This window comes from Nocardioides segetis, from assembly GCF_051390595.1.
Classification (GTDB): domain Bacteria; phylum Actinomycetota; class Actinomycetes; order Propionibacteriales; family Nocardioidaceae; genus Nocardioides.
The window spans coordinates 37,437-56,907 of record NZ_JBNINR010000001.1 but is presented as its reverse complement, the minus strand read 5'-3'; the positions used below and the strand labels follow the sequence as shown (position 1 = coordinate 56,907).

Annotated in this window: 17 protein-coding genes; 7 read left to right on the top strand and 10 right to left on the bottom strand. The window is 74.1% G+C overall.

Annotated elements, in window-relative coordinates; translation table 11 throughout:
* Positions 1-10: 10 nt before the first annotated feature.
* The 5 genes from ACPZVR_RS00260 to ACPZVR_RS00240 all read right to left on the bottom strand — a co-directional run bounded on the left by ACPZVR_RS00260 (position 11) and on the right by ACPZVR_RS00240 (position 3,545).
* Complete coding sequence (locus tag ACPZVR_RS00260) at positions 11-442, bottom strand: type II toxin-antitoxin system VapC family toxin (RefSeq protein ID WP_436697557.1); 432 nt, start codon at positions 440-442, stop codon at positions 11-13.
* Between the two features lie 7 nt (positions 443-449).
* Complete coding sequence (locus ACPZVR_RS00255; RefSeq protein WP_436697556.1) at positions 450-701, bottom strand: type II toxin-antitoxin system Phd/YefM family antitoxin; 252 nt, start codon at positions 699-701, stop codon at positions 450-452.
* A 35-nt stretch (positions 702-736) separates the two neighbouring features.
* Positions 737-1,921, bottom strand: a complete 1,185-nt coding sequence (locus ACPZVR_RS00250; RefSeq protein WP_436697555.1) for a TetR/AcrR family transcriptional regulator — start codon at positions 1,919-1,921, stop codon at positions 737-739.
* A 15-nt stretch (positions 1,922-1,936) separates the two neighbouring features.
* Positions 1,937-2,893 (bottom strand): patatin-like phospholipase family protein, encoded by a 957-nt coding sequence (locus ACPZVR_RS00245; RefSeq protein WP_436697554.1) that lies wholly within the window; start codon positions 2,891-2,893, stop codon positions 1,937-1,939.
* A 67-nt stretch (positions 2,894-2,960) separates the two neighbouring features.
* Positions 2,961-3,545 (bottom strand): sugar O-acetyltransferase, encoded by a 585-nt coding sequence (locus tag ACPZVR_RS00240; RefSeq protein ID WP_436697553.1) that lies wholly within the window; start codon positions 3,543-3,545, stop codon positions 2,961-2,963.
* A gap of 133 nt (positions 3,546-3,678) precedes the next feature.
* On the opposite strand from ACPZVR_RS00240, the gene ACPZVR_RS00235 reads away from it, so the two are divergent.
* From ACPZVR_RS00235 to ACPZVR_RS00215, 5 genes are all read left to right on the top strand, one after another.
* Positions 3,679-4,197: a hypothetical protein gene (locus ACPZVR_RS00235; RefSeq protein ID WP_436697552.1), complete on the top strand. Its 519-nt coding sequence runs from the start codon at positions 3,679-3,681 to the stop codon at positions 4,195-4,197.
* Positions 4,198-4,321: 124 nt separating this feature from the next.
* Entirely contained in the window at positions 4,322-6,373 is a 2,052-nt protein-coding gene (locus ACPZVR_RS00230; protein WP_436697551.1) for a sensor histidine kinase, read from the top strand.
* On the top strand, positions 6,370-7,062 hold the full coding sequence (locus tag ACPZVR_RS00225; protein WP_436697550.1) for a response regulator transcription factor: 693 nt from the start codon (positions 6,370-6,372) through the stop codon (positions 7,060-7,062). Before ACPZVR_RS00230 ends, ACPZVR_RS00225 begins: the two co-directional genes overlap by 4 nt.
* Positions 7,063-7,364: 302 nt before the next feature.
* Positions 7,365-8,039, top strand: coding sequence for a hypothetical protein (locus ACPZVR_RS00220; protein ID WP_436697549.1), 675 nt, complete (start codon positions 7,365-7,367; stop codon positions 8,037-8,039).
* Positions 8,036-9,541: a hypothetical protein gene (locus tag ACPZVR_RS00215; protein WP_436697548.1), complete on the top strand. Its 1,506-nt coding sequence runs from the start codon at positions 8,036-8,038 to the stop codon at positions 9,539-9,541. The genes ACPZVR_RS00220 and ACPZVR_RS00215 overlap by 4 nt, the downstream gene beginning before the upstream one ends.
* Before the next feature lie 94 nt (positions 9,542-9,635).
* Here the strand turns inward: ACPZVR_RS00215 and ACPZVR_RS00210 are convergent, their stop codons facing one another.
* Complete coding sequence (locus ACPZVR_RS00210; RefSeq protein ID WP_436697547.1) at positions 9,636-10,202, bottom strand: PGPGW domain-containing protein; 567 nt, start codon at positions 10,200-10,202, stop codon at positions 9,636-9,638.
* Positions 10,199-10,852, bottom strand: coding sequence for a nuclear transport factor 2 family protein (locus ACPZVR_RS00205; RefSeq protein ID WP_436697546.1), 654 nt, complete (start codon positions 10,850-10,852; stop codon positions 10,199-10,201). The genes ACPZVR_RS00210 and ACPZVR_RS00205 overlap by 4 nt, the downstream gene beginning before the upstream one ends.
* A gap of 47 nt (positions 10,853-10,899) precedes the next feature.
* On the opposite strand from ACPZVR_RS00205, the gene ACPZVR_RS00200 reads away from it, so the two are divergent.
* Complete coding sequence (locus ACPZVR_RS00200; RefSeq protein WP_436697545.1) at positions 10,900-12,471, top strand: adenylate/guanylate cyclase domain-containing protein; 1,572 nt, start codon at positions 10,900-10,902, stop codon at positions 12,469-12,471.
* Positions 12,472-12,560: 89 nt separating this feature from the next.
* Here the strand turns inward: ACPZVR_RS00200 and ACPZVR_RS00195 are convergent, their stop codons facing one another.
* Both ACPZVR_RS00195 and ACPZVR_RS00190 read right to left on the bottom strand, forming a co-directional pair.
* On the bottom strand, positions 12,561-13,148 hold the full coding sequence (locus tag ACPZVR_RS00195) for a TetR/AcrR family transcriptional regulator (RefSeq protein WP_436697544.1): 588 nt from the start codon (positions 13,146-13,148) through the stop codon (positions 12,561-12,563).
* Positions 13,145-16,255: an MMPL family transporter gene (locus tag ACPZVR_RS00190; RefSeq protein WP_436697543.1), complete on the bottom strand. Its 3,111-nt coding sequence runs from the start codon at positions 16,253-16,255 to the stop codon at positions 13,145-13,147. The genes ACPZVR_RS00195 and ACPZVR_RS00190 overlap by 4 nt, the downstream gene beginning before the upstream one ends.
* Positions 16,256-16,445: 190 nt before the next feature.
* On the opposite strand from ACPZVR_RS00190, the gene ACPZVR_RS00185 reads away from it, so the two are divergent.
* Positions 16,446-18,167: an FAD-binding dehydrogenase gene (locus tag ACPZVR_RS00185; RefSeq protein ID WP_436697542.1), complete on the top strand. Its 1,722-nt coding sequence runs from the start codon at positions 16,446-16,448 to the stop codon at positions 18,165-18,167.
* A gap of 104 nt (positions 18,168-18,271) precedes the next feature.
* On the opposite strand, the gene ACPZVR_RS00180 is transcribed toward ACPZVR_RS00185, so the two are convergent.
* Positions 18,272-19,420 carry a zinc-binding dehydrogenase gene (locus ACPZVR_RS00180; protein WP_436697541.1) on the bottom strand — a complete coding sequence of 383 codons (1,149 nt, stop codon included), beginning with the start codon at positions 19,418-19,420 and terminating at the stop codon, positions 18,272-18,274.
* Positions 19,421-19,471 lie beyond the last annotated feature (51 nt).

The window sequence follows — 19,471 nt, the reverse complement described above, 5'->3', positions numbered from 1 at the left end:
GCGGGACCGGTCAGCCGGCATCGCCGTGATCGTCGAGGTTGTCGAGGTCGTCGGCCAGGGGATCGCGGACCCGGAAGCCGAGCCCGGTCGCAACCGTCCGGAGGTTCTGGTCGTGCGTGACGAGGACCGTGTCCGCGCCGCACGCGATCGCCGAGGCCAGGTGGACGGCGTCGAGGGTCTTGACGTGATCGGCGATCGCCTCAGCGCCGGTCAAGATCCCCTCGGTGAGGAGGATCGTGGCAACGTGGTCGAGGACCGCATCCCGCTCGCGGACGGGGATACCCTCCCGACGAAGCACGCGGGTGAGCTCGGTGCGGAGGAGGCGCGAGGAGACCACCAGGTCATCGGGGTCGGCCGTGACGGTGTCGAACCACGCCTCGGCGGCAGGGGTGCCCAGGAGGGCGTGGACCGCGATCGAGGTGTCGAGGTAGTAGGTCGTCACCGGCTCCTCACCGGTCCGACTCCATGGCGGCGAGCAGCTCCTCGACCGAGCCGGCCGTCCGCAGCCGGCGTCGGGGACGCTCGGCCAATCGCGACCCGGCCCGCACCCTCGCGGGCGCCAGTTCCGCGCCGGCGACCGGTGGCACCAGGCGCGCCACCTCGCGGCGATGACGCGTCACGACGTACGTCTCGCCCGATGCGACCTCACGCAAGGCCTCCGTGGGGTTCTGTCGGAGCTCGGCGACGGTGATCGACTTCATGGGAGACATGCTATCCGAGATTTATCTACCTTCATCTACAAACCGTTGGCTGCCGACCGCGTCCCCAGCACCGCCCGGCCGATCCGCACCAGCGCCGCCCGCTGGTCGGCCTCGGCGAGAGGCAGGCGCAGCCGCATCCGGTTCATGACCGTCTGCGTCGAGCGGACCAGCGCGTGCGTGTCGGACCGGGTGAGCTCGGGCCGGCAGGCGCCGAGCAGCGCGGCCCACTCGTCGACGTAGTCCTGCTGCATCCGCCGGATCGGCGCGCGCTCCTCCTCGGGGACGTGCACCACCTCGGAGAACAGCGCGGCCAGCGCGTCGCCCTGCGCCACGTTGATCCGCACGAGCGACGCGAGCGCCCGGTCCAGCGCCTCCGCCGGGTCGGCGGTGGCGGACAGGATGCCGGCCAGGTCGAAGTGCATCGCGTCGAGGCACCGGGTGGTGACGTGGGCCAGGAGCGCGGACTTGCGCGGGAAGTGGTGATAGAGCGTCGGACCGGAGATCCCCGCGGCAGCGCCGATGTCGTCCATGCCCACGGCGTGGAAGCCGCGCTCGGCGAAGAGGCGGACGGCGGCCGCGAGAGCCGCCTCGCGCCGCGACGCCGGGCGCAGCCCTCCGGGCGGTCCCGGTGCCGGCGCCGCGACGGCTCCGGACGGCACGAGAGAGCCCAGACGGGCGACGGCGAGCGCCGCCTCGACCATCAGCAGCCGGGCCCGGTCGCGGTCGACCCGGGCCCGCTCGAAGGCCCGTCCGGTGCCCAGCACGGCGTGGACCGCCCAGGTGAGCACGGCGGCGTCGGCGTCGCCCGTGCCCGGGGTCTCCGCCAGGACGGCGCGGCGCAACGGGTCCAGGGCCGCGTCGTGGCGCCGCTCCAGCTCCGCCGCCCGGCCCGGCTCGAGGAAGACCTGCGCGCCCTGCCAAACGCTGCCCGGCCGGTCCGGACGCAGCAGCAGCCCGGCGGCCTCGTCGAGCAGGCGGGGCAGGTCCTCAGCCGTGACGTAGGCACGCTCGAGGAACTCGATCTCCTGCTCGGCGGCCGCCGCCAGCAGTCCGGCCTTGCCGCTGAAGTGGCGGTAGAGCGCCGAGCCGGCGACCCCCACCTCCGCGGCGATGTCGGCGACGGAGACGTCGTGGAACCCGGCGCGCTCGAACCGCCGGGCGGCGACCGCTACGATCTGCTGCTTGCGGTCCCGAGGGCGACGCTGCGGGGTCTCGGACATCGACGCGGGTCCCCGTCAGCCGTCTTCCCGGTCGAGGAAGGCGTTCATGACGATCCGCCCCCGCTCGATGGCGTCGTCGATGATGCCGAGATCGCCGCTGAGCCGGGACACGTCGGGGGAGCCCAGTGGAGGCCGCACCTCGACGAGCGTGGGGACGTCGGCGGCGCTGCCCGCGGCGAGCCGGCGGTCGTCCTCGGCATAGGTCCGGTGCCGCCCGATGTGCGCGACGCCCGCCGCCCGCCCGTGGCGCAGGAAGTACGGCGCGAGGAGCGCCCGCTCGACCCGCGACGGCGGGACGGCCCGCTGGTCGGTGCGGCGGGTGCGCAGCACCAGCACCTGGGTCGCACCCTGCACGAGCGCGGTCCGGAAGGGCACGCCCTCGGAGAGTCCCCCGTCGACGTACGTGCGGCCACCGAGCCGCACCGGAGGGCCGGCGAGCAGCGGGATGCAGGAGCTGGCGCGCAGCGCGGTCTGGGCGCCGAGCCGGTCCGTGACGTACGGCGCGAGGTCGACCGCCTCGCCGGTGGCGGCGTCGGTCGCGATCGGGTGGAAGCCGATCGGGTTGGCGAGGATCGCGTCGAAGTCCATCGGCGTGACCTTCTCGTAGACGTGGTGCACGAGGCGGCCGAGATCCACCACGGGCCCGCCGCGCAGCAGCCGCCGCGGGTCGGTCACCTTCGCCGCGGCGACCTCCGGCCAGGCCCAGCTGCGGATCCAGCGCTGCGCCTCGCCGCTGAGCAGCCAGGCGCCGTTGAGTGCGCCGCCGGACGTGCCGTAGACGTCGTCGAAGGAGTCGGTCAGCCCCGCCTCGTCGAGCGCCAGCACCATCCCCGCGGAGTACGCCGCCCGGCTGCCGCCGCCCTCGATGGCGAGGGCGATCCGGTGACCGTCGGTGCGCTGCCCCGGCCGGCTGCCGGCGCGCCGGCGCTCCCGGAGGGCCGCGAGGAGGGACGCGGTCGTGGCGTGGCTCATCGGGCTCCCCGCGACGTCGTGCGCCGGAGGAGCGCAGTGGGGGAGGCGCAGGGCTTCGCGGGGCTGTTCATGCGGGGAGCTCGCGCACCACCCGGGCCGGGCTGCCGACGGCCAGCACGCCCGGCGGCAGGTCCCGGGTGACGACCGAGCCGGCCCCGACCACCGTGTTCGCGCCGATGGTCACGCCGGGGCACACGATCACGCCGCCGCCCAGCCAGACGTTGTCGCCGATCGTGATGGGCAGCGCGTTCTCCCACTTCTCCCGGCGCAGCCCGGCCTCCAGCGGGTGCAGCGGCGTCAGCAGCTGCACGTTCGGCCCGATCTGCACGTCGTCGCCGATGGTGATGGGCGCGACGTCGAGGGCGACCAGGCCGAAGTTCACGAACGCCCGCGCCCCGATCCGCACCTGGCTGCCGTAGTCGACCCGGAGCGGCGGACGGACGGCCGTCTCCTCGCCCACCGCGCCGAGGAGCTCGCCCAGGATCGCCGTACGCCGCTCGCGGTCGCGAACTCCCGTCGCGTTGTAGTCCTCGGTCAGCTCCTGCGCGCGCACGTAGGCCGCGATCAGCTCGGGGTCGTCGGCGAGGTAGAGCTCGCCGGCATCCATCCGCTCGCGCATGGTGCGGCCGTCGGTCTCGGGTCGTCCGGTCATGGCCCCAGCCTGCCCGACGGCCCGAGCGTTCGGGGACCGCGGCCTCTCGATCCCGGGTCGCGCGTCCCCGCAGGCTCGTCCCACCCGTTGCGTGGTCCGCGACAGATGCGGACCCGTCCGACCGAGGAGAGCCATGTCGACCACCCTTACCCGCCCCGCCGCGGCCGCCGCCGCGGTCCTCGCCGTCCTCGCCCTCACGGCGTGCGGCAGTGACGACGCAGCCGGCGACGGCTCCGGCGACAGCGCCACCGGGGACGGGACCGGTGCGGCCGCCGAGGACCTCGCCGACGCCCAGGCGGACTCGGGCGTGCCCGAGGAGTGCGGTACGGCGTTCCCGATGGCGTGGGGCGAGCCGGACCTGTCCGACGCGGCCCTGCCGGCCGGTTGGCCCGAGCCGCCCGCCGGAGCGGTGCTGTGCGCGGTGTCCGGCGGCGACGGCAGCGTGCAGACCGTCGACTACGCGACCGACGAGGACGCCGCGGCGGTCCTCGACCACTACGAGGACGCACTGAGCGGCGCCGAGGGCTACGACGTCAGCCGCGAGGAGCCGCCCGGCCTCGGCCACGAGGTCGTCAGCGGGCTGGCCGGCGACGCCGGGTTCCAGGTGGACCCGCGCGACGGCGGCTTCCGACTCGCCTTCGATCCCTCCTGATCCCGTATCCGTCGATTCGCCGCAGCGGGGAATCGGTGGATGCGGGCTGAGGACCGGGCGGCCCGGACGGACGGGGACTGCGGACCGTGCCCGCCGGGCCGCCGGATCCAGCACAATGCCGCCCATGGACGACCTGGTCGGGGATCGGCCCGACAGCGTCGGGCGCCGGTGGGCTGCGCTGGCGATCGTCGTCGTGACCTGGGGTCTGGTGCTCGCCGGCGCGGGGATGACCCTGGCGGCAGGGGCGCCGTTCGCCGAGGTGTCGTGGTACGCCGAGCGCCGCTTCTTCCTGCTCTATGTCCTCGTCGCGCTGACCACCGGACCGACGGCCGCGATGATCCTGCGGCGCGGCGACCACCCGGCCGGCTGGCTGAGCGCGGTGATCGGGGTCGGCTTCGCCGGCTCCGTCGCGGCACTCGGCTGGAGCTTCCTCACCTGGTCGCACCCGCACCTGCCGGGGCAGGGGCTCACCGCGCACGCATCCGCTTGGCTCGCGGCGCCCGGTGGCTTCCTGGCCATCGCGGTGCTGCCCTGGCTGCTTCTCCCCCCGGACCGCGCGCGGGTGCCACGGCGGCTGATGACCGGGCTCGGTCTGGCGGCGACCGCGGTGCTGGCGTTCACCAGCGCCACGGTCCAGCAGGTCGGCGCGCCCGGCAACCCCCTCTCCCTGGACGGCACGACGGTCGGTGCGGCCCTGGGGCGGCTGATCTGGCCGAGCCTGGGGGTCTGCGCCGCGACCGGCTTCTCGGCCGTGGTCGCGGTCGCGCGGCAGTGGCGGCGCGAGGCGCGGGACGGTGCTCGCGCGTACGGCGTGCTCGTCGCCGCCGTCGCCCTCATGTTCACCGGGATGGCGATGCTGCAGCTGTGGCCGCCCGGCTGGGGGCGCGCAGCGGTCCAGCCACTCGGCGTCCCCACCATCGCGGTCGCGCAGGTCGTGCTGTGCCTGTCGGTGGTGGTCGTCGTGCTGCGCACCTGGGACCGGGGCCAGGACGTCGTCGTACCCCGGCCCGCGGTGTGGGCGCTGCTGTCCTCGGTCGTCGCGCTGCTCTACGTCGGCTCGGTGGGCCTGGCCATCCGGCTGCTGCCGGTGAGCGACGACACCGCGCGCACGCTGGTCGTGGCGGGACTGGCGCTGGTGATCCACCCGCTGCGCCAGGGACTGCAGAGCCGGGTGGACCGACTCGTGCACGGCGGCGCCGCGGATCCCGTCCGCCTGCTCACCCAGCTCGGCCGCCAGGTGCGCGGCGAGGGCCGGCACGACGTCCTGCCGGCGCTGGTCGAAAGCGTCCGCGACGGCCTGCGGCTCGCCCGGGTGTCCGTGGTGTCGACGGCCGAGCCGCTGATCGAGGTGAGCAGCGGCACCGAGCGGCCGCAGGCGACCGCCGAGCACCGGGCCGTCGTCCGGCTGGTGGTGGACGACCGCCACGTCGGCGACCTGGCCGCGCTGGCGGCACCGGGGCAACGCCTCGACGGGCGGACCCGTCGCGTGCTCCGGTCGCTGTCCGACGTCCTCGCGCTCAGCCTCGACCTCGTCCAGTCCCAGCTCCGGCTGCAGGCCGCGTCGGAGCGCCTCGGCGAGGTGCGGCACGAGGAACGCCGGATGCTGCGCCGCGAGCTCCACGACAGCCTCGGCCCGGCACTCGCCGGTGTCGGCCTGGGCCTCGCCGCCGCCCAGCGCCGGCTGCGCCACGATCCCCCGGGCGCCTCCGCGCTGCTGGACGAGATGCGCGCCGAGCTGACCCGGCGCACCGAGGACATCCGGATGCTGGCGCGCTCCCTGCTACCTGCCCAGCTCGACGACGGCGACCTCGCCGCCGCGCTCGACGTACTCGCCGAGCGGTTCCGCGGCGCGGGTCTCGACGTCCGGACGTACGTCGACCCGGCCGCGGTGCTCGACACCCGCCACCAGATCGCGGTCTACCACGTCGCTACGGAGGCGTTGATGAACGCCTACCGGCACGCCCGGGCCGATACGGTCGACCTCGCCGTGAGCGCACCGGCGGACGGCGGAGTGGTCCTCGACGTCGTCGACGACGGCTGCGGCCTCGGCGACGCTCCCCGCCCGGGGGTCGGTCTGTCGTCGATGCGCGAGCGGGCCGACGAGCTCGGGGGCAGCGTCGTGGTGGAGTCTCGTCCCGAGGCTCCCGGAACCCGCGTGAGGATGGTGCTGCCATGAGCCCCGACGAGATTCCCGATCCAGCCCGGATCCGGATCGTGGTCGTCGACGACCATCCGGTCTTCCGGATCGGGATGTCGTCGCTGCTGGAGGAGACCGGCTTCGACGTCGTCGGGCAGGCCGCGAGCGAGGAGGAGGCGGTCACCGTGGTCGACGCGACCGCTCCCGACGTCGTCCTCATGGACCTCGACCTCGGCGGCGGCTCGGGCGCCGAGGCGACCCGCGAGATCCTGCGCCGACGGCCGGCGACCGGCGTCTTGGTGATCACCATGTTCGGCGACGACGAGGCGCTCTTCGGCGCGCTGCGGGCCGGGGCGCGGGGCTATCTCGTCAAGGGCGCGGAGCCCGAGGAGATCGAGAGCGCCGTGCGGGCGATCGCGAACGGCGCCGTCATGCTCGGTCCCCAGGTCGCCGGCCGCGCCGTCGACTTCCTCACCGGTGCGCGCAGCGCGCGCGGCGGTGTCTTCGCCGAGCTCACCGAACGCGAGCGCGACGTCCTGGAGCTGGTGGCGCGGGGCCACGACAACGCCACGATCGCGCGGATGCTGGTGCTCACCACCAAGACCGTGCGCAACTACGTCTACGCGATCTTCACCAAGCTGGACGTCAACGACCGCGCCGCGCTCGTCGTGAAGGCGCGGGAGGCCGGCATCGGCGTCAGCCGGCCTGAGGGGAACACGGACTCATAGCGCCGTCGCGAGCGTCGCGAGGCGCGTGCGATGGCAAGACACGGGCGCGAAGGCGTGCCGGGGCACGTCGAGTGTCCGTGCCGCAGCCAGCGTGCGTGCATCGCGGCGCGCAGCAGGCGGGATGGGTCCGTGTTTCCCGAAGGCGGCGACCCAGCGGACTGAGGACACGTGCACCTGCCGGCCGGGCCGCGGGGCGCAGGAGGGTGACGGCACCGCCGTAGAGCACGGCGGACGGCGCTCGCGCGCCGCTCCCGAGAGAGCAGATCCTCATGTCACTCGCCACTGACCCACGGGGAGCCCCCGTGCCCGTGGACTCCGCCCGCTTCCACGCCTGGCCGCTGTGGATGAGCGTCGCCGGCCTGCTCGGCATGGTCGGCACCCTGTTCACCGACCAGCGGCCCGCCGGCGAGCAGAAGTCCTCGGACTACACCGTCTCCGTGGCGGACATGCCCGAGCTCGACCATCTGCCGTTCCGCATCGGCGGCTTCGGCGGCTTCCTCTGCGTCGCCGCCCTGCTGGTGTTCGCCGCCGTGTGGCGCCGTCACGTGAGCCAGCGCTACGACTGGTCGGTCGGCGCGTCCGTCGTGTCCTTCGGCGCCGTCGCCGCGGCCGCCACGCTGACCCTCGCCTACGGCTGGAAGGGGGCCCTCGGCAACTACCTCCACGGCGCGATCGAGGAGGGCACCTACGACGACGCCGGGCTCTACACCTACTACGTGATGAACGACTTCAGCCCGTTCATCGCCGCGCTCCCCCTGGCCGTCGCACTCGGCGGCGTCGCCTGGATGGGCCTGCGCGAGGGCCTGGTGGCCCGTGGGCCGGCGGTGCTGGCCGGCCTGGTCTGCGTGCTCGCCTTCGTGGCCGTGGCCGCGACCGGCGTCCCCGGCCTGCCGTTCGTCGCCCTGCCCGGCTTCGTCCTCGTCGGCGCCTGGCTCTCGCTGAGCCGCAGCCGCATCACCCAGGAGGAACTGTCATGAGAAGGTCCCGCATCCTCGGCGCGCTCACCGCCGCCGCGCTGCTCGTCGCCAGCCCCGCGGCGGCCCAGCCGATGGAGCCCGAGAACCCGGAGGACCCGGGTCCGGTGCCCGGCCCCATCGACCGGACGCCGCCGACGATCAACATCGACTACCCGACGGGCGGCGTCGACGGCTGGTTCCCCGGACCGCGCACGGTGCCGGTCCTCGTCGTCGACCAGGGCACCGGCGGCGGTGCCAGCTCCGGCGTCGGGCAGGTCAGCTACACGATGACCGGCGCCACCGAGCACGAGGAGATGTTCGAGGGCCACCGGGGCAGCATCCCGGTCAGCAACGAGGGATCCACCCAGATCGACATCGTCGCGGTCGATGGCAACGGCAACCGGGCCGACGCCCGGATCTGGGTCGGCATCGACCGGGTCGCGCCCACGATCACGTTCGCCGGGCACCTGGGTCAGGGCGCGGAGTACGCGCTCGGCCAACGGGTCCTCAGCGGCTTCAGCTGCTGGGACGGACACTCCGGCGTGGCCACCTGCAACGGCAGCGTCGCCAACGGTGCGCCGCTGAACACCAGCACCCCCGGAACCCGCACGCTCGTCGTGACGACCACCGATCCGGTCGGCAACGCCCGGCAGGCGACCCTGACCTACCACGTCCGCAGGGGCACGTTCACCGTCCAGCAGCCGCCGACGATCTCCGGTGCGCCCCGCGTGGGCGAGACGCTCACGGCGACGCCGGCGACCTTCGCCCCGGAGCCGACGGCGGTCGAGCACCGGTGGTACCGCAACGGCTCCGTGCTCACCGGCTTCGACGAGCCGACCTACACCGTGCGGCCCCAGGACGCGGGCAGCGCGATCCACTACGCGTCGGTCCCGGTCCTCGAGCACCACGACGGCGTCCCGGCCACGTCGAGCCCGCTCACCATCGCGAAGTCGCTCGAAGCCGACGGGCCCGCGCGGATCACCGGCGAGGCGAGGGTCGGCGGCCTGCTCACCGCGGTCGCCCCCGGCGTCACCGAGGTCCAGGTCGAGACCCTGCTCCCCGAGCGGGCGGGGGGCGACACGCACGCCTACCAGTGGCTGCGCGACGGCCAGCCGATCGCCGGCGCCACCGCGGCGACGTACCGGCCCGGGGCCGCGGACGCCGGCCGCTCGCTCAGCGTGCGGCTGACCGTGCAGCGACCGCAGTTCGAGCCGCTCACCCTGCAGAGCGCCGGCACCGCACCCGTGGCCCGGGCAGCGGCGCAGGTCGTCGCCACGGCCAAGCCGAAGGCCCGGGGCAAGGTGAAGGTGAAGGTCGCCGTCACCGCCCCCGTCCTCGCCGACGGCACGGTGGTCGTGCGTCGCGGCAAGAAGGTCGTGGGCACGGCGGTGCTGAAGGACGGCCGGGCCACGCTCGTGCTGAGGAAGGGACTGCCGCGGGGCAAGGTCCGGCTGACGGTCGCCTACGGCGGGTCCACGGCCGTCGAGGCCGCCGGCGCCACCGTCCGCGCGAAGGTCCGCTGAGTCCGCGCTGACGGTCCGCCGGGGACCTGCACCCGGCAGACGGGGACGGGGTGGTGCCGCACGGCGCCACCCCGTTCGTCGCCTTCGCGGGGCGCTAGCGCTCGGGCGGGTCCGGGTGGTGGCGCTCGTCGTCGTCGCGGTGCCGGCGCTCGTCGACGCGGTCGCGCATCCGCCCGCGCTGCTCGTGCGCCTCCTCGTCGGCCTCGTCGATCCGGCTCTCCAGGGCCGCGACGGCCTCCGGCTTCCCGTGGAACCGGCGGTAGGAGTAGACGATCAGCGCCAGCGCGATGACGCAGGACAGCAGCAGCGTCACGCCGGTCCACACGCCGCCCGGGAGCCACCAGCGCTCCGCGACCGGCCACCAGGAGGGCTCCTCCGGCTTGACGATCCACAGCACGCCGAGGCCGGCGAGGCAGAGCGCCCCCAGCGTCGACATCACGATCCTCGGCCAGGTCTCGACCCCCTCCGCCGCGGCCCGCAGCGCCCGCAGCAGCACGGGGTCGAGCAGCCGCTCGGCCCAGGTGTACTGCTGCGACAGCACGCCCAGGCCGGCCGCCATCAACAGCAGGCCCGGGCCGGGCAGCACCAGGGCGGCGATGCCGGCGAGCAGCAGCACCCAGCCCAGGATCTCGAGCAGGACCCGCTTGGCGGCCCCCGTCACCGGCCGCCGCCTTGGGGCGCCTCCGGCAGCGCCGCGCCTGCTGCGCGACGCATCGCATCCGATCTGGCGGCGTCCACGTCGCTCGACGTGCGATCCGGCATGCCATCGCTCCGTGGTCTTGCCAGATCGGCGCGCTGCGCCGCTCGCGACGGCGCAGCGCCGCCGGACCCACCCCAACGGTCGAGCCAGGCCAGCACGTCCTCGTCGGCGTTGCCGTGCTCGGCCGCGATCCGCGCCCACCGCTGCGCCATCGTGTGGAAGCGCAGCGGGTTGTAGACGTCCTCCTCGCGCGAGAAGAGCCCGTCGCCGGCGTACGTCATGATCGTGATGTTGGGCTCGGCGAGCATCGTCCCGTCGCCGGGATCGGGCATCGGGTTGACCACCTCGCAGACCAGTCGGCCCTGATCGGCGTCGACGACCTGCCAGGAGATCGGGAATCCCGGCATCATCCGGCCGGGGTACGACGTCATGGTGCGCACCGCCCAGTCCCGGATCTCGTCGCGGCCCGTGAACGTGCCCATCGCGTGCTCGACGTAGACGGCGTCGGGAGTGAACAGGTCGGCGTACCCGCTCCAGTCGCCGGTCGCCACGAAGCCGGCGACCTTCTCGTGGAAGGCGGCATAGGCCTCGGTGATCTCGGCGGCGCTCATGTCGCCGATCCAATCAGAGGACGACAACCCGCACTACGCTTCTGGCCATGCCAGGTCGGTCACGCTCCCTCCGGCGCGGCCCGTTCGGCGCGCGGATCCTGGGTCCGCGCGACCAGGATCCCCGGCACCTGCGGATCCGGATCCAGGTGCTGCTGACGGTGATGCTGGTGACGACCAACCTGGTCGGGGCGGCCGTGGTGTTCGTCGTCAACACCTGGGCGATCCCGTCGCCCTCGCCCAACCGGGCGATGGTGCTGGCGCTCGCGATCGCCATCCCGACCTATGTCGTGCTGGCCGCGATCGTCGGCGCGATCTGGGGGACGACGTCCTCGCTGCGGGCGCTGCGGTGGGCGACCCAGCCCGAGGTCGACCCGGACCGCTCGCAGCGGGCGCGGGCGCTGCGGGTCCCCCTGTCGCTGACGGCCGCGCAGTTCTTCATCTGGCTGGTGGGGACGATCCTGTTCACCGTCCTGACCGTCCTGCTGCAGCCCGCGCGGGCGGTGGGCACCGGCCTCACCGTCGGGATCGGCGCCGTGGTGGTCTCCGGCATCGCCTACCTGCTGACCGAGTTCACGCTGCGCCCCATCGCGGCCCGCGCGCTCGCGGACGTGAAGGTGACCCAGCGGGTGCGCGGCGTGGGCGTCGGTCCGCGGATGGCGATCTTCTGGACGCTCGGCACCGGCGCGCCGATCGTGGGCCTGCTCATCGCCGCGATCCTCGCCCTCACCCCTGCCGGGTCGGACGCGAGCCTGGCGCAGCTCGCCGTCGTGACGATCATCGTGTGCGGGATCGTGCTCGTCTTCGGGTTCCTGCTCACCGACCTCAACGCCCGCTCCGTGGTGGCGCCGCTGCTGTCGGTGCGCGACGCGATGCAGGAGGTCGAGCACGGCCGGCTCGACGCCGATGTCGTCGTGTACGACGGCACCGAGCTCGGCCAGTTGCAGAGCGGGTTCAACTCGATGGTCCACGGCCTGCGGGAGCGCGAGCAGATCCGCGACCTGTTCGGCCGCCACGTCGGCGAGGAGGTCGCCGCCGCGGCCGCCGCGCTCGGCGCGAGCGAGATCGAGCTCGGCGGCGAGACCCGGGAGTGCTCGGTGCTCTTCGTCGACCTGGTCGGCTCGACGACGTACGCCACCCAGCACGGGCCGACGGAGGTCGTCGCGGTCCTCAACCGGTTCTTCGGGATGGTCGTCGACGAGGTCGACCGGCAGCACGGCCTGGTCAACAAGTTCATCGGCGACGCCGTGCTGGCGGTCTTCGGCGCCCCCGTCGAGCTGGCCGACCATGCCACCGCAGCGCTCGCCGCGGCCCGGGCCGCGGCCGCGCGACTGGCCGCCGAGGTGCCCGAGGTCGCGGCCGGGATCGGTGTCGCCACCGGGCAGGTCGTCGCCGGCAACGTCGGTCACGAGCAGCGCTTCGAGTACACCGTCATCGGCGATGCCGTGAACTCCGCCGCCCGGCTGACCGACCTCGCCAAGGACGTGCCCGGCCGGGTGCTCGCCTCCTGGGACTCCGTCGTCGCCGCCGACCCGGCCGAGGCCGCCCACTGGGTCGGTGACGGCGAGACGGTGCTGCGGGGGCGGACGGAGCCGACCCGGCTCGCGGTCCTGCGCTTGTAACTAAGGGTTACCCCACGAAATCCGCCGCAACAGCACCCGGGTAGGAGCCACAGCACCCGGGTAGTCGCGATTCGGTCACGCCGAGCACATCACGCCAGCGCGTCGAGCGCCCGGCCGACCTGCGCGATCAGCCGCGCCGGATCCACCTCCACGCCCGTGGGTACGGCGGTCAGCTGGGCGTCGCGCTGGAGGACGGCGAGCCCGTGCACCGCTGCCCACCCCACCGTGGCCAGCTCCTCGGCCGGGACGGACGCCGCCCAGCCGGTCGCCTGGGCGGTGCCGACCAGCTCGCGCAGGAGCACCCGGTGCTCGAGCCGTGCCGCGCCGAGCCGGGTGTCGTCGGCGTGCAGCAGCTCGGGCCGGAACATCACGTCGAACATGGTCGGCCGGGTGGCGGCAAACTCGACGTAGGCGACCGCGGAGGCGATGACCTGCTGTCCCCCCTCGGCCGGTACGCCGGCCACCGCCGCGTGGGTGCGGTCCAGCAGCAGCTCGAAGCCCTCGACCGCGAGCGCCGTGAACAGTCCGGCCCGGTCGTCGAAGTGGTGCGCCGTCGCCTGGTGGGAGACGCCGACCCGGCGGGCGATCGCGCGCAGGCTGGCCTTGGCCAGGCCGCAGGAGGCGATCTCCTGCTCGGCCGCGCGCAGCAGCCGCTGCCGCAGGTCGGCGTTCCTCATGTCTCCGATCCTGCCCGATCGCGTCCGTCGTCCCCCGCCTCGGCCCGCGCGCCGGCGTCCCCCGCGCCGGCCTCCGCATCGCCGGCCGCCACACCGCCGGCCGCCACACCGGCGGCCGCCACACCGGCGGCCGGGCGCTGCGGCCACCACAGCCGGCGGCCCAACACCGTGGCCAGCGCCGGCACCAGCAGCGAACGGACGACGAAGGTGTCGAGCAGCAGTCCGACGGCGATGGTGAAGCCGACCTGGCCGATGGTCGTGACGCGCCCGGCCAGCAGCGCCATCATCGACACCGCGAAGATCACGCCGGCCGAGGTGATGACGCCGCCGGTGACGGCGGTGGCGCGGGCGATCCCGGCCGCCGAGCCGTCAGGCGCCTCCTCATGCATCCGCTTGGTGAGCAGCAGGTTGTAGTCGGCGCCGACCGCGACCAGCACCACGAAGGCGACCGCGGCCACGGTCCAGTCCAGCTGGATGCCGAGGCCGTACTGCCACACGAGCACCGAGAGGCCGATCGCGGCGCCGTACGAAAGCACGACGGTCGCCATCAGGGCGAAGGCCGCGACCAGGCTGCGCAGCAGCAGGAGCAGCACGAGGAAGACCGCGACCAGAGCGAAGCCGGCGATGACCTCCAGGTCGGAGACGGAGTAGCGCCGCAGGTCGGCGTTCGTGCTCGCCATCCCGGTCGTGACGACCTCGGCGTCGTCGAGGCGGGTGCCGTTGAACGAGGTCTCCACGAGGGCGCGGATCTCCTCGACCCGCTCCGATGCCTCGGGGCCGAAGGCGTCGGTGGCCCCGAGGACGGCGAACCGGGCCGTGCGACCGTCCGGTGAGAGGTAGAGCCGCATGGCGGCGGCGAAGTCCTGGTCCTGGAGGGCGGTCGGCGGCAGGTAGAAGCCTCCGCTGACCGGGTCGTCGGCGGCGGATCGGGTCTTGCGCAGGTGCCGCGCCGCGCTCTCCAGGCCGTCCTCGAGGGCCGGGAGCGACGCGGCGACCTCCCGCGTCCCACCGTGCAGACGCCCGACACCGTCGGCCAGCTCCTCGGCGCCGGAGGAGAGGTCGCCGAGGCGGTCGGCGAACTCCCGCTGGCCGTCGGCCAGCTTCCTGCTCCCCGCACGCGCCTTCGCCAGCCCGGCCCGCAGCTGCTGCAGGCCCGCCTGCAGGTCGCCGGTGCCGTCCGCCAGCGCGCGGGCGCCCGCGGCGGCCTGCTGCAACCCGGGCAGCAGCTGGTCGCGCTCGGCCTCCCAGATCTTCTTCAGCCCGGTGCGGGCCTGCCGGCAGGCCGGGTCCAGCCCGCAGGTGAGGCTCTTGGTCGCCAGGGCGTCGTGGACCAGCGCGAGCCCGTCCACGGCGAGCTGCACCTGGCCCGCGGCGGCCTCCAGACCGTCGGCGAGGCCGCTCGCGCCGGCCCGCAGGTCTCCGGTGCCGGTGATCGCGGCGTCGGCGCCGTCGAGCAGCTGGGTCATCCCGCGAGTCAGCTTGCCCGTCGAGGACGCGATCCGATCGGCCCCCGCGACCGCCCGGCCCGCGCCGTCGGCCAGCTCCCCGGCACCGGCATCGAGCTGCCCGGCCCCGTCGGCCAGCCGCTCGGCGCCGCTGGCGCCCTCGGCGACCTCGCCCCGCGCCCTGCCGAGCTCGTCGCCGACCAGACCGGCCTGGTGGGCGACCGACGCCTCCGCGATGGGTACGCCGAGCGGCCGCGTGACGCTGCGGACCAGCTCGACGCCGTCGTGCTGCGCGGCCGCGGCGGCGGCGCGGTCGAGGACGGCCAGGTCCTTGCTGGTGCGCAGGTCGTGGTCGGCGCGGACCAGCACGTAGTCCGGCAGCACCTCGTTGACCGGGAAGTGGCGCGCGAGCAGGGCATAGCCCCGGTTGCTCTCCGCGCCGTCCGGGAGCGGGTCGCGCACGTCGTACGAAAGGTCGGCGAGGGGGAACAGTGCCGCCAGCAGGGCCAACGGCACCAGGGAGGCGGTCAGCGTCCGCACCGGGTGCGCGGCCACCAGGTCGGCCACCCACTGCCACACGCCGGCGGCGCGGGACGCGCGCGGCTCGGCCCAGCCCCGGCGTCCCGCCAGTGCCAGCAGCGCGGGCGTGAGGGTGAGGCTGACGAGCAGGTTGACCGCGATGCTGACCGCGACGGCGGGGCCGGTGGTGTTGAAGAAGCCGAGGTCGGCGAGCGCCATCGCGAGCGTGGCGAGGACGACCGTGACCGCCGAGCCCGCGATCACCGAGCCGACCCGGGTGGCGGCGATCGCGGCCGCCCGGGTCGGCTCCACGCCCAGCCGGCGTTGCTCGTGGTAGCGCGCGACCAGGAAGACGGCGTAGTCCGTGCCGGCGCCGAGCACGATGGCGGTCAGGAAGGAGCCGCTGAAGGTGGAGACCGCGAAGAGGTCCTGCAGACCGCACCAGGCCACGACCGCGCGCCCGAGCCCGAGGCCCAGGCCGACGACGGCGAGGATCAACGCGGGGATGGCGAAGGAGCGGTAGATCAGGAAGAGGATCAGCGCGATCAGGCCGATGGTGACGATGGTGATCCGCAGGACGCTGTGCTCGGTCTCGGTCGCGAGGTCGACCACCGTCGCCGTCGGCCCGGTGACCTCGACGGTCAGGCCGGCGGGCGCGTGCTCGCCCGCGATGTCGCGCACGGCGGCCACCTGACGCAGCGACGACGGCGCGCCGGTCGCGCCGGTGATGCCGACGAGGAGGTAGCGCGCCTGCCGGTCCTCGCTGGTCAGCGCCTTGCGCAGCGCCGGGTCCCGCACGTCCTGGACGAAGGCGACGTCGTCGCGGTCCTTCGCCAGCTCGGTCACCAGGAGCTCGGCGTATGCGCGGTCGGCCCGGGTCAGGCCCGAGGTGCGCTCCATCGCGACGACGATGAAACTCTCGCTGTCGCCGCTGCTGAACTCCTCGTTCATCAACTCGACCGCGCGCATCGACGGCGCGTCCTTCGGCACCATCGGCGAGGAGTCGCGGCCGGCGATCTCCTCGAGCTGCGGGACGGCCACGTTCATCACCGCCGTCACGGTCAGCCAGGCGAGGACGACCCACCCGGCCCGTCGTACGACGAACCGGGCGTAGCGGGCGACCTCGTCGCGCGGTGGGGGCATCCTGGGAAACTAGAACCGGTTCCTTGCCAGTGGCAAGGAAGTGTGGTGCGGGCCACTCCCGTCTCGCCGCCGTCCTGTCGCGCGCGACTACCCGGGTGCTGTTGCTACTACCCTGGTGTTGTTGCGCCCCTTTTCGCTCGGTAACCCTTAGTTACAAGGGCGCGACCGCCGGTGTGGCAGGCTCCCCCGCGTGAGTGCGGGCAGCGTGGAGCAGGGATTCGAGCCGGACGCGATCGTGGTGGGCGCCGGGCTGGCGGGGCTGGTGGCGACCTACGAGGCGACCCGGGCCGGCAAGCGGGTGCTGGTGCTGGACCAGGAGAACCGCGCCAACCTCGGCGGACAGGCCTTCTGGTCGCTGGGCGGGCTGTTCCTCGTCGACTCCCCCGAGCAGCGGCGGATGGGGATCAAGGACTCCGCCGAGCTGGCCTGGCAGGACTGGCAGGGCTCCGCCGGCTTCGACCGGCTCGCCCCCGGCGCCGACGGGGCACCGGGGCAGGACCACTGGGCCCGCCAGTGGGCCGAGGCGTACGTCCGGTTCGCCGCCACCGAGAAGCGCGCCTACCTGCGCGAGCTCGGGCTCAGGGTGCTGCCCTTCGTCGGCTGGGCCGAGCGCGGCCGCGGCGACGCGTCGGGCCACGGCAACTCCGTGCCCCGCTTCCACCTCACCTGGGGCACCGGACCCGAGGTGGTGCGGGTCTTCCTCGAGCCGGTCCTCGCGGCCGAGGAGCGGGGCCTGGTGCGCTTCGGCTTCCGGCACCGCGTGGACGCGCTCGTCAAGGACGGCGACGCGGTCGTCGGCGTCTCGGGGGCGGTGCTGGAGCCCTCGGACGCGGAGCGCGGCTTCGCGTCCACCCGGGTCGAGGTCGACGCCTTCGAGCACCGCGCGCCGGCCGTCGTGGTCACCACCGGCGGCATCGGCCACAACCACGACCTGATCCGCGCCAACTGGCCGACCGAGCGCCTCGGACCCGCGCCGGCGCACATGATCACCGGCGTCCCGGCGTACGTCGACGGGCGCGGTCTCACCATCGCCGAGGCCGCGGGCGCCCGCCTGGTGAACCCGGACCGGATGTGGCACTACACCGAGGGCATCCACAACTGGGACCCGATCTGGCCCGACCACGCGATCCGGATCATCCCCGGTCCTTCGTCGCTGTGGTTCGACGCCACCGGCCGGCGGCTGCCCGCACCCAACTACCCGGGCTTCGACAGTCTCGGCACGCTGGCGACCATCGGCGCGACCGGCTACGACTACACGTGGTTCGTGCTGACCCAGTCGATCATCGAGAAGGAGTTCGCGCTCTCCGGCTCCGAGCAGAACCCCGACATCACCGGCAAGGACCTGCGCGTGATGCTGCGGGCACGGCTGGCCAAGGGCGCCCCCGCGCCGGTCGAGCGCTTCAAGACCGACGGCCTCGACTTCGTCGTCGCCGCCACGCTCGAGGACCTCGTCGACGGCATGAACGCCATCGTCGACGGCGACACCCCGGCCCGCGGCCCCCACCTCGACGCCGCGGTGCTGCGTCGCCAGATCGAGGCGCGCGACGCGGAGCTCGGCAACGGCTTCAGCAAGGACTTCCAGCTGATGGCGATCAACAACGCCCGGCGCTCGCGCACCGACCGCCTGATCCGGGTCGCCAAGCCGCACGCCATCCTCGACGCCGAGCACGGTCCGCTCATCGCCGTCCGCCTCAACATCCTCACCCGCAAGACTCTCGGCGGCATCGCCACCGACCTGTCCTCCCGAGCCGTCTCCGCGAGCGGCGAGGTCATCCCGGGGCTGTACGCCGCCGGCGAGGTGGCCGGGTTCGGTGGTGGCGGGGTGCACGGCTACAACGCCCTGGAGGGCACGTTCCTCGGCGGGTGCATCTTCTCGGGGCGGGCGGCGGGGCGGGCGATCGCGGGGGGCTGAGCGAAGACAGATTCACCGGCCGGCCGGTGAAACTCACGCTGGGACGAGGAAGCTTCCTCGTCCCAGCGTGAGTTTCCTCGTCCAACCCCGGCACTTCTCCACAGCTACCGCGACGGGTCGACCAGGATCTTGGCGTGGCGCTCGGGGTCGCCGAGGTCGTCGAAGGCGCCGGCGACGCCGTCGAGCCCGACCGTCCCGGTGACGAGGGGGCGGACGTCGACCTTGCCGGAGGCGATCCACTGCAGCGTCTGGTGGAACTCGCTGGGGTCGTAGGCGAAGGCGAAGCGCAGGTCGATCTCCTTGTTGATGGCCATCGACGGGCGGAAGGAGTCCTGGCCCATGCACACGCCGACCACGACCACCCGCGAGAGGAGCGGGGCCTGGGCGACGATGTGCTCGATCATGCCCGGGACACCGACGCACTCGAAGACGACCGGTCCGCGCGGGGTGGCGCCGGCCTTCTCGGCGGCGCGCATGAGGTGTGCCCACGGCAGGAGGGGTACGGCGCGCAGCTTGTCCATCGCGTCGATGCCGAGATCGGCCAGGGCGATGGCCTCGGTGAGGTAGCGCCGGGAGGAGGCGAAGGACGCCCACGGCGACTCGTCGGCGGGATCCACGACGACGTCGGCGCCCATCCGCTCGGCCAGGGCCCGGCGGCCGGCGGAGAAGTCGCTGGCGATGACGTGGCGCACGCCGGTGGCCTTGAGCATGGCGATCACCGCCAGTCCGATCGGGCCGCATCCGATGACCACGGCGGTGTCGCGCGCCCCGACCTCGCCGCGGCGTACGGCGTGCAGGGCGACCGCCATCGGCTCGGTGAGCGCGGCGGCGTCGGCGTCGAGGTCGTCGGGGACGCGCATCGTCATCGACGGAACGGCGAGCACCTGCTCGGCGTACCCGCCGGAGGCCAGCGGGCTGAGGCCGGTCAGGTGGGTGGATCCACCGGCGCGCAGGACCGGCAGCGCGACGACCCGGGTGCCGACGGGGTGGATCCGGCGGGTGCGTGGGCCGTAGTCGGCGACGGTGCCGACGAACTCATGGCCCATCACGACGCGGTCGGTGGACCGCATGAAGTGGTCGTAGCCGAGCTCCGCGACGTCGGCGGCGGTCTCGTCGCAGTGCAGCCGGGCGTGCAGGTCCGAGCCGCAGATGCCGCACCGCTCCACGTCGATGAGGACCTGACCCCGCTCCGGCTCCAGCGCCGGAAGGTCCTCGACGGTGAGCTCGGCCCGGTGGCAGACGACGGCACGCATGCGGACATCATGCCGTCCCGGATCCCCGCCCGCCCCGAAGGACGCCCGGAG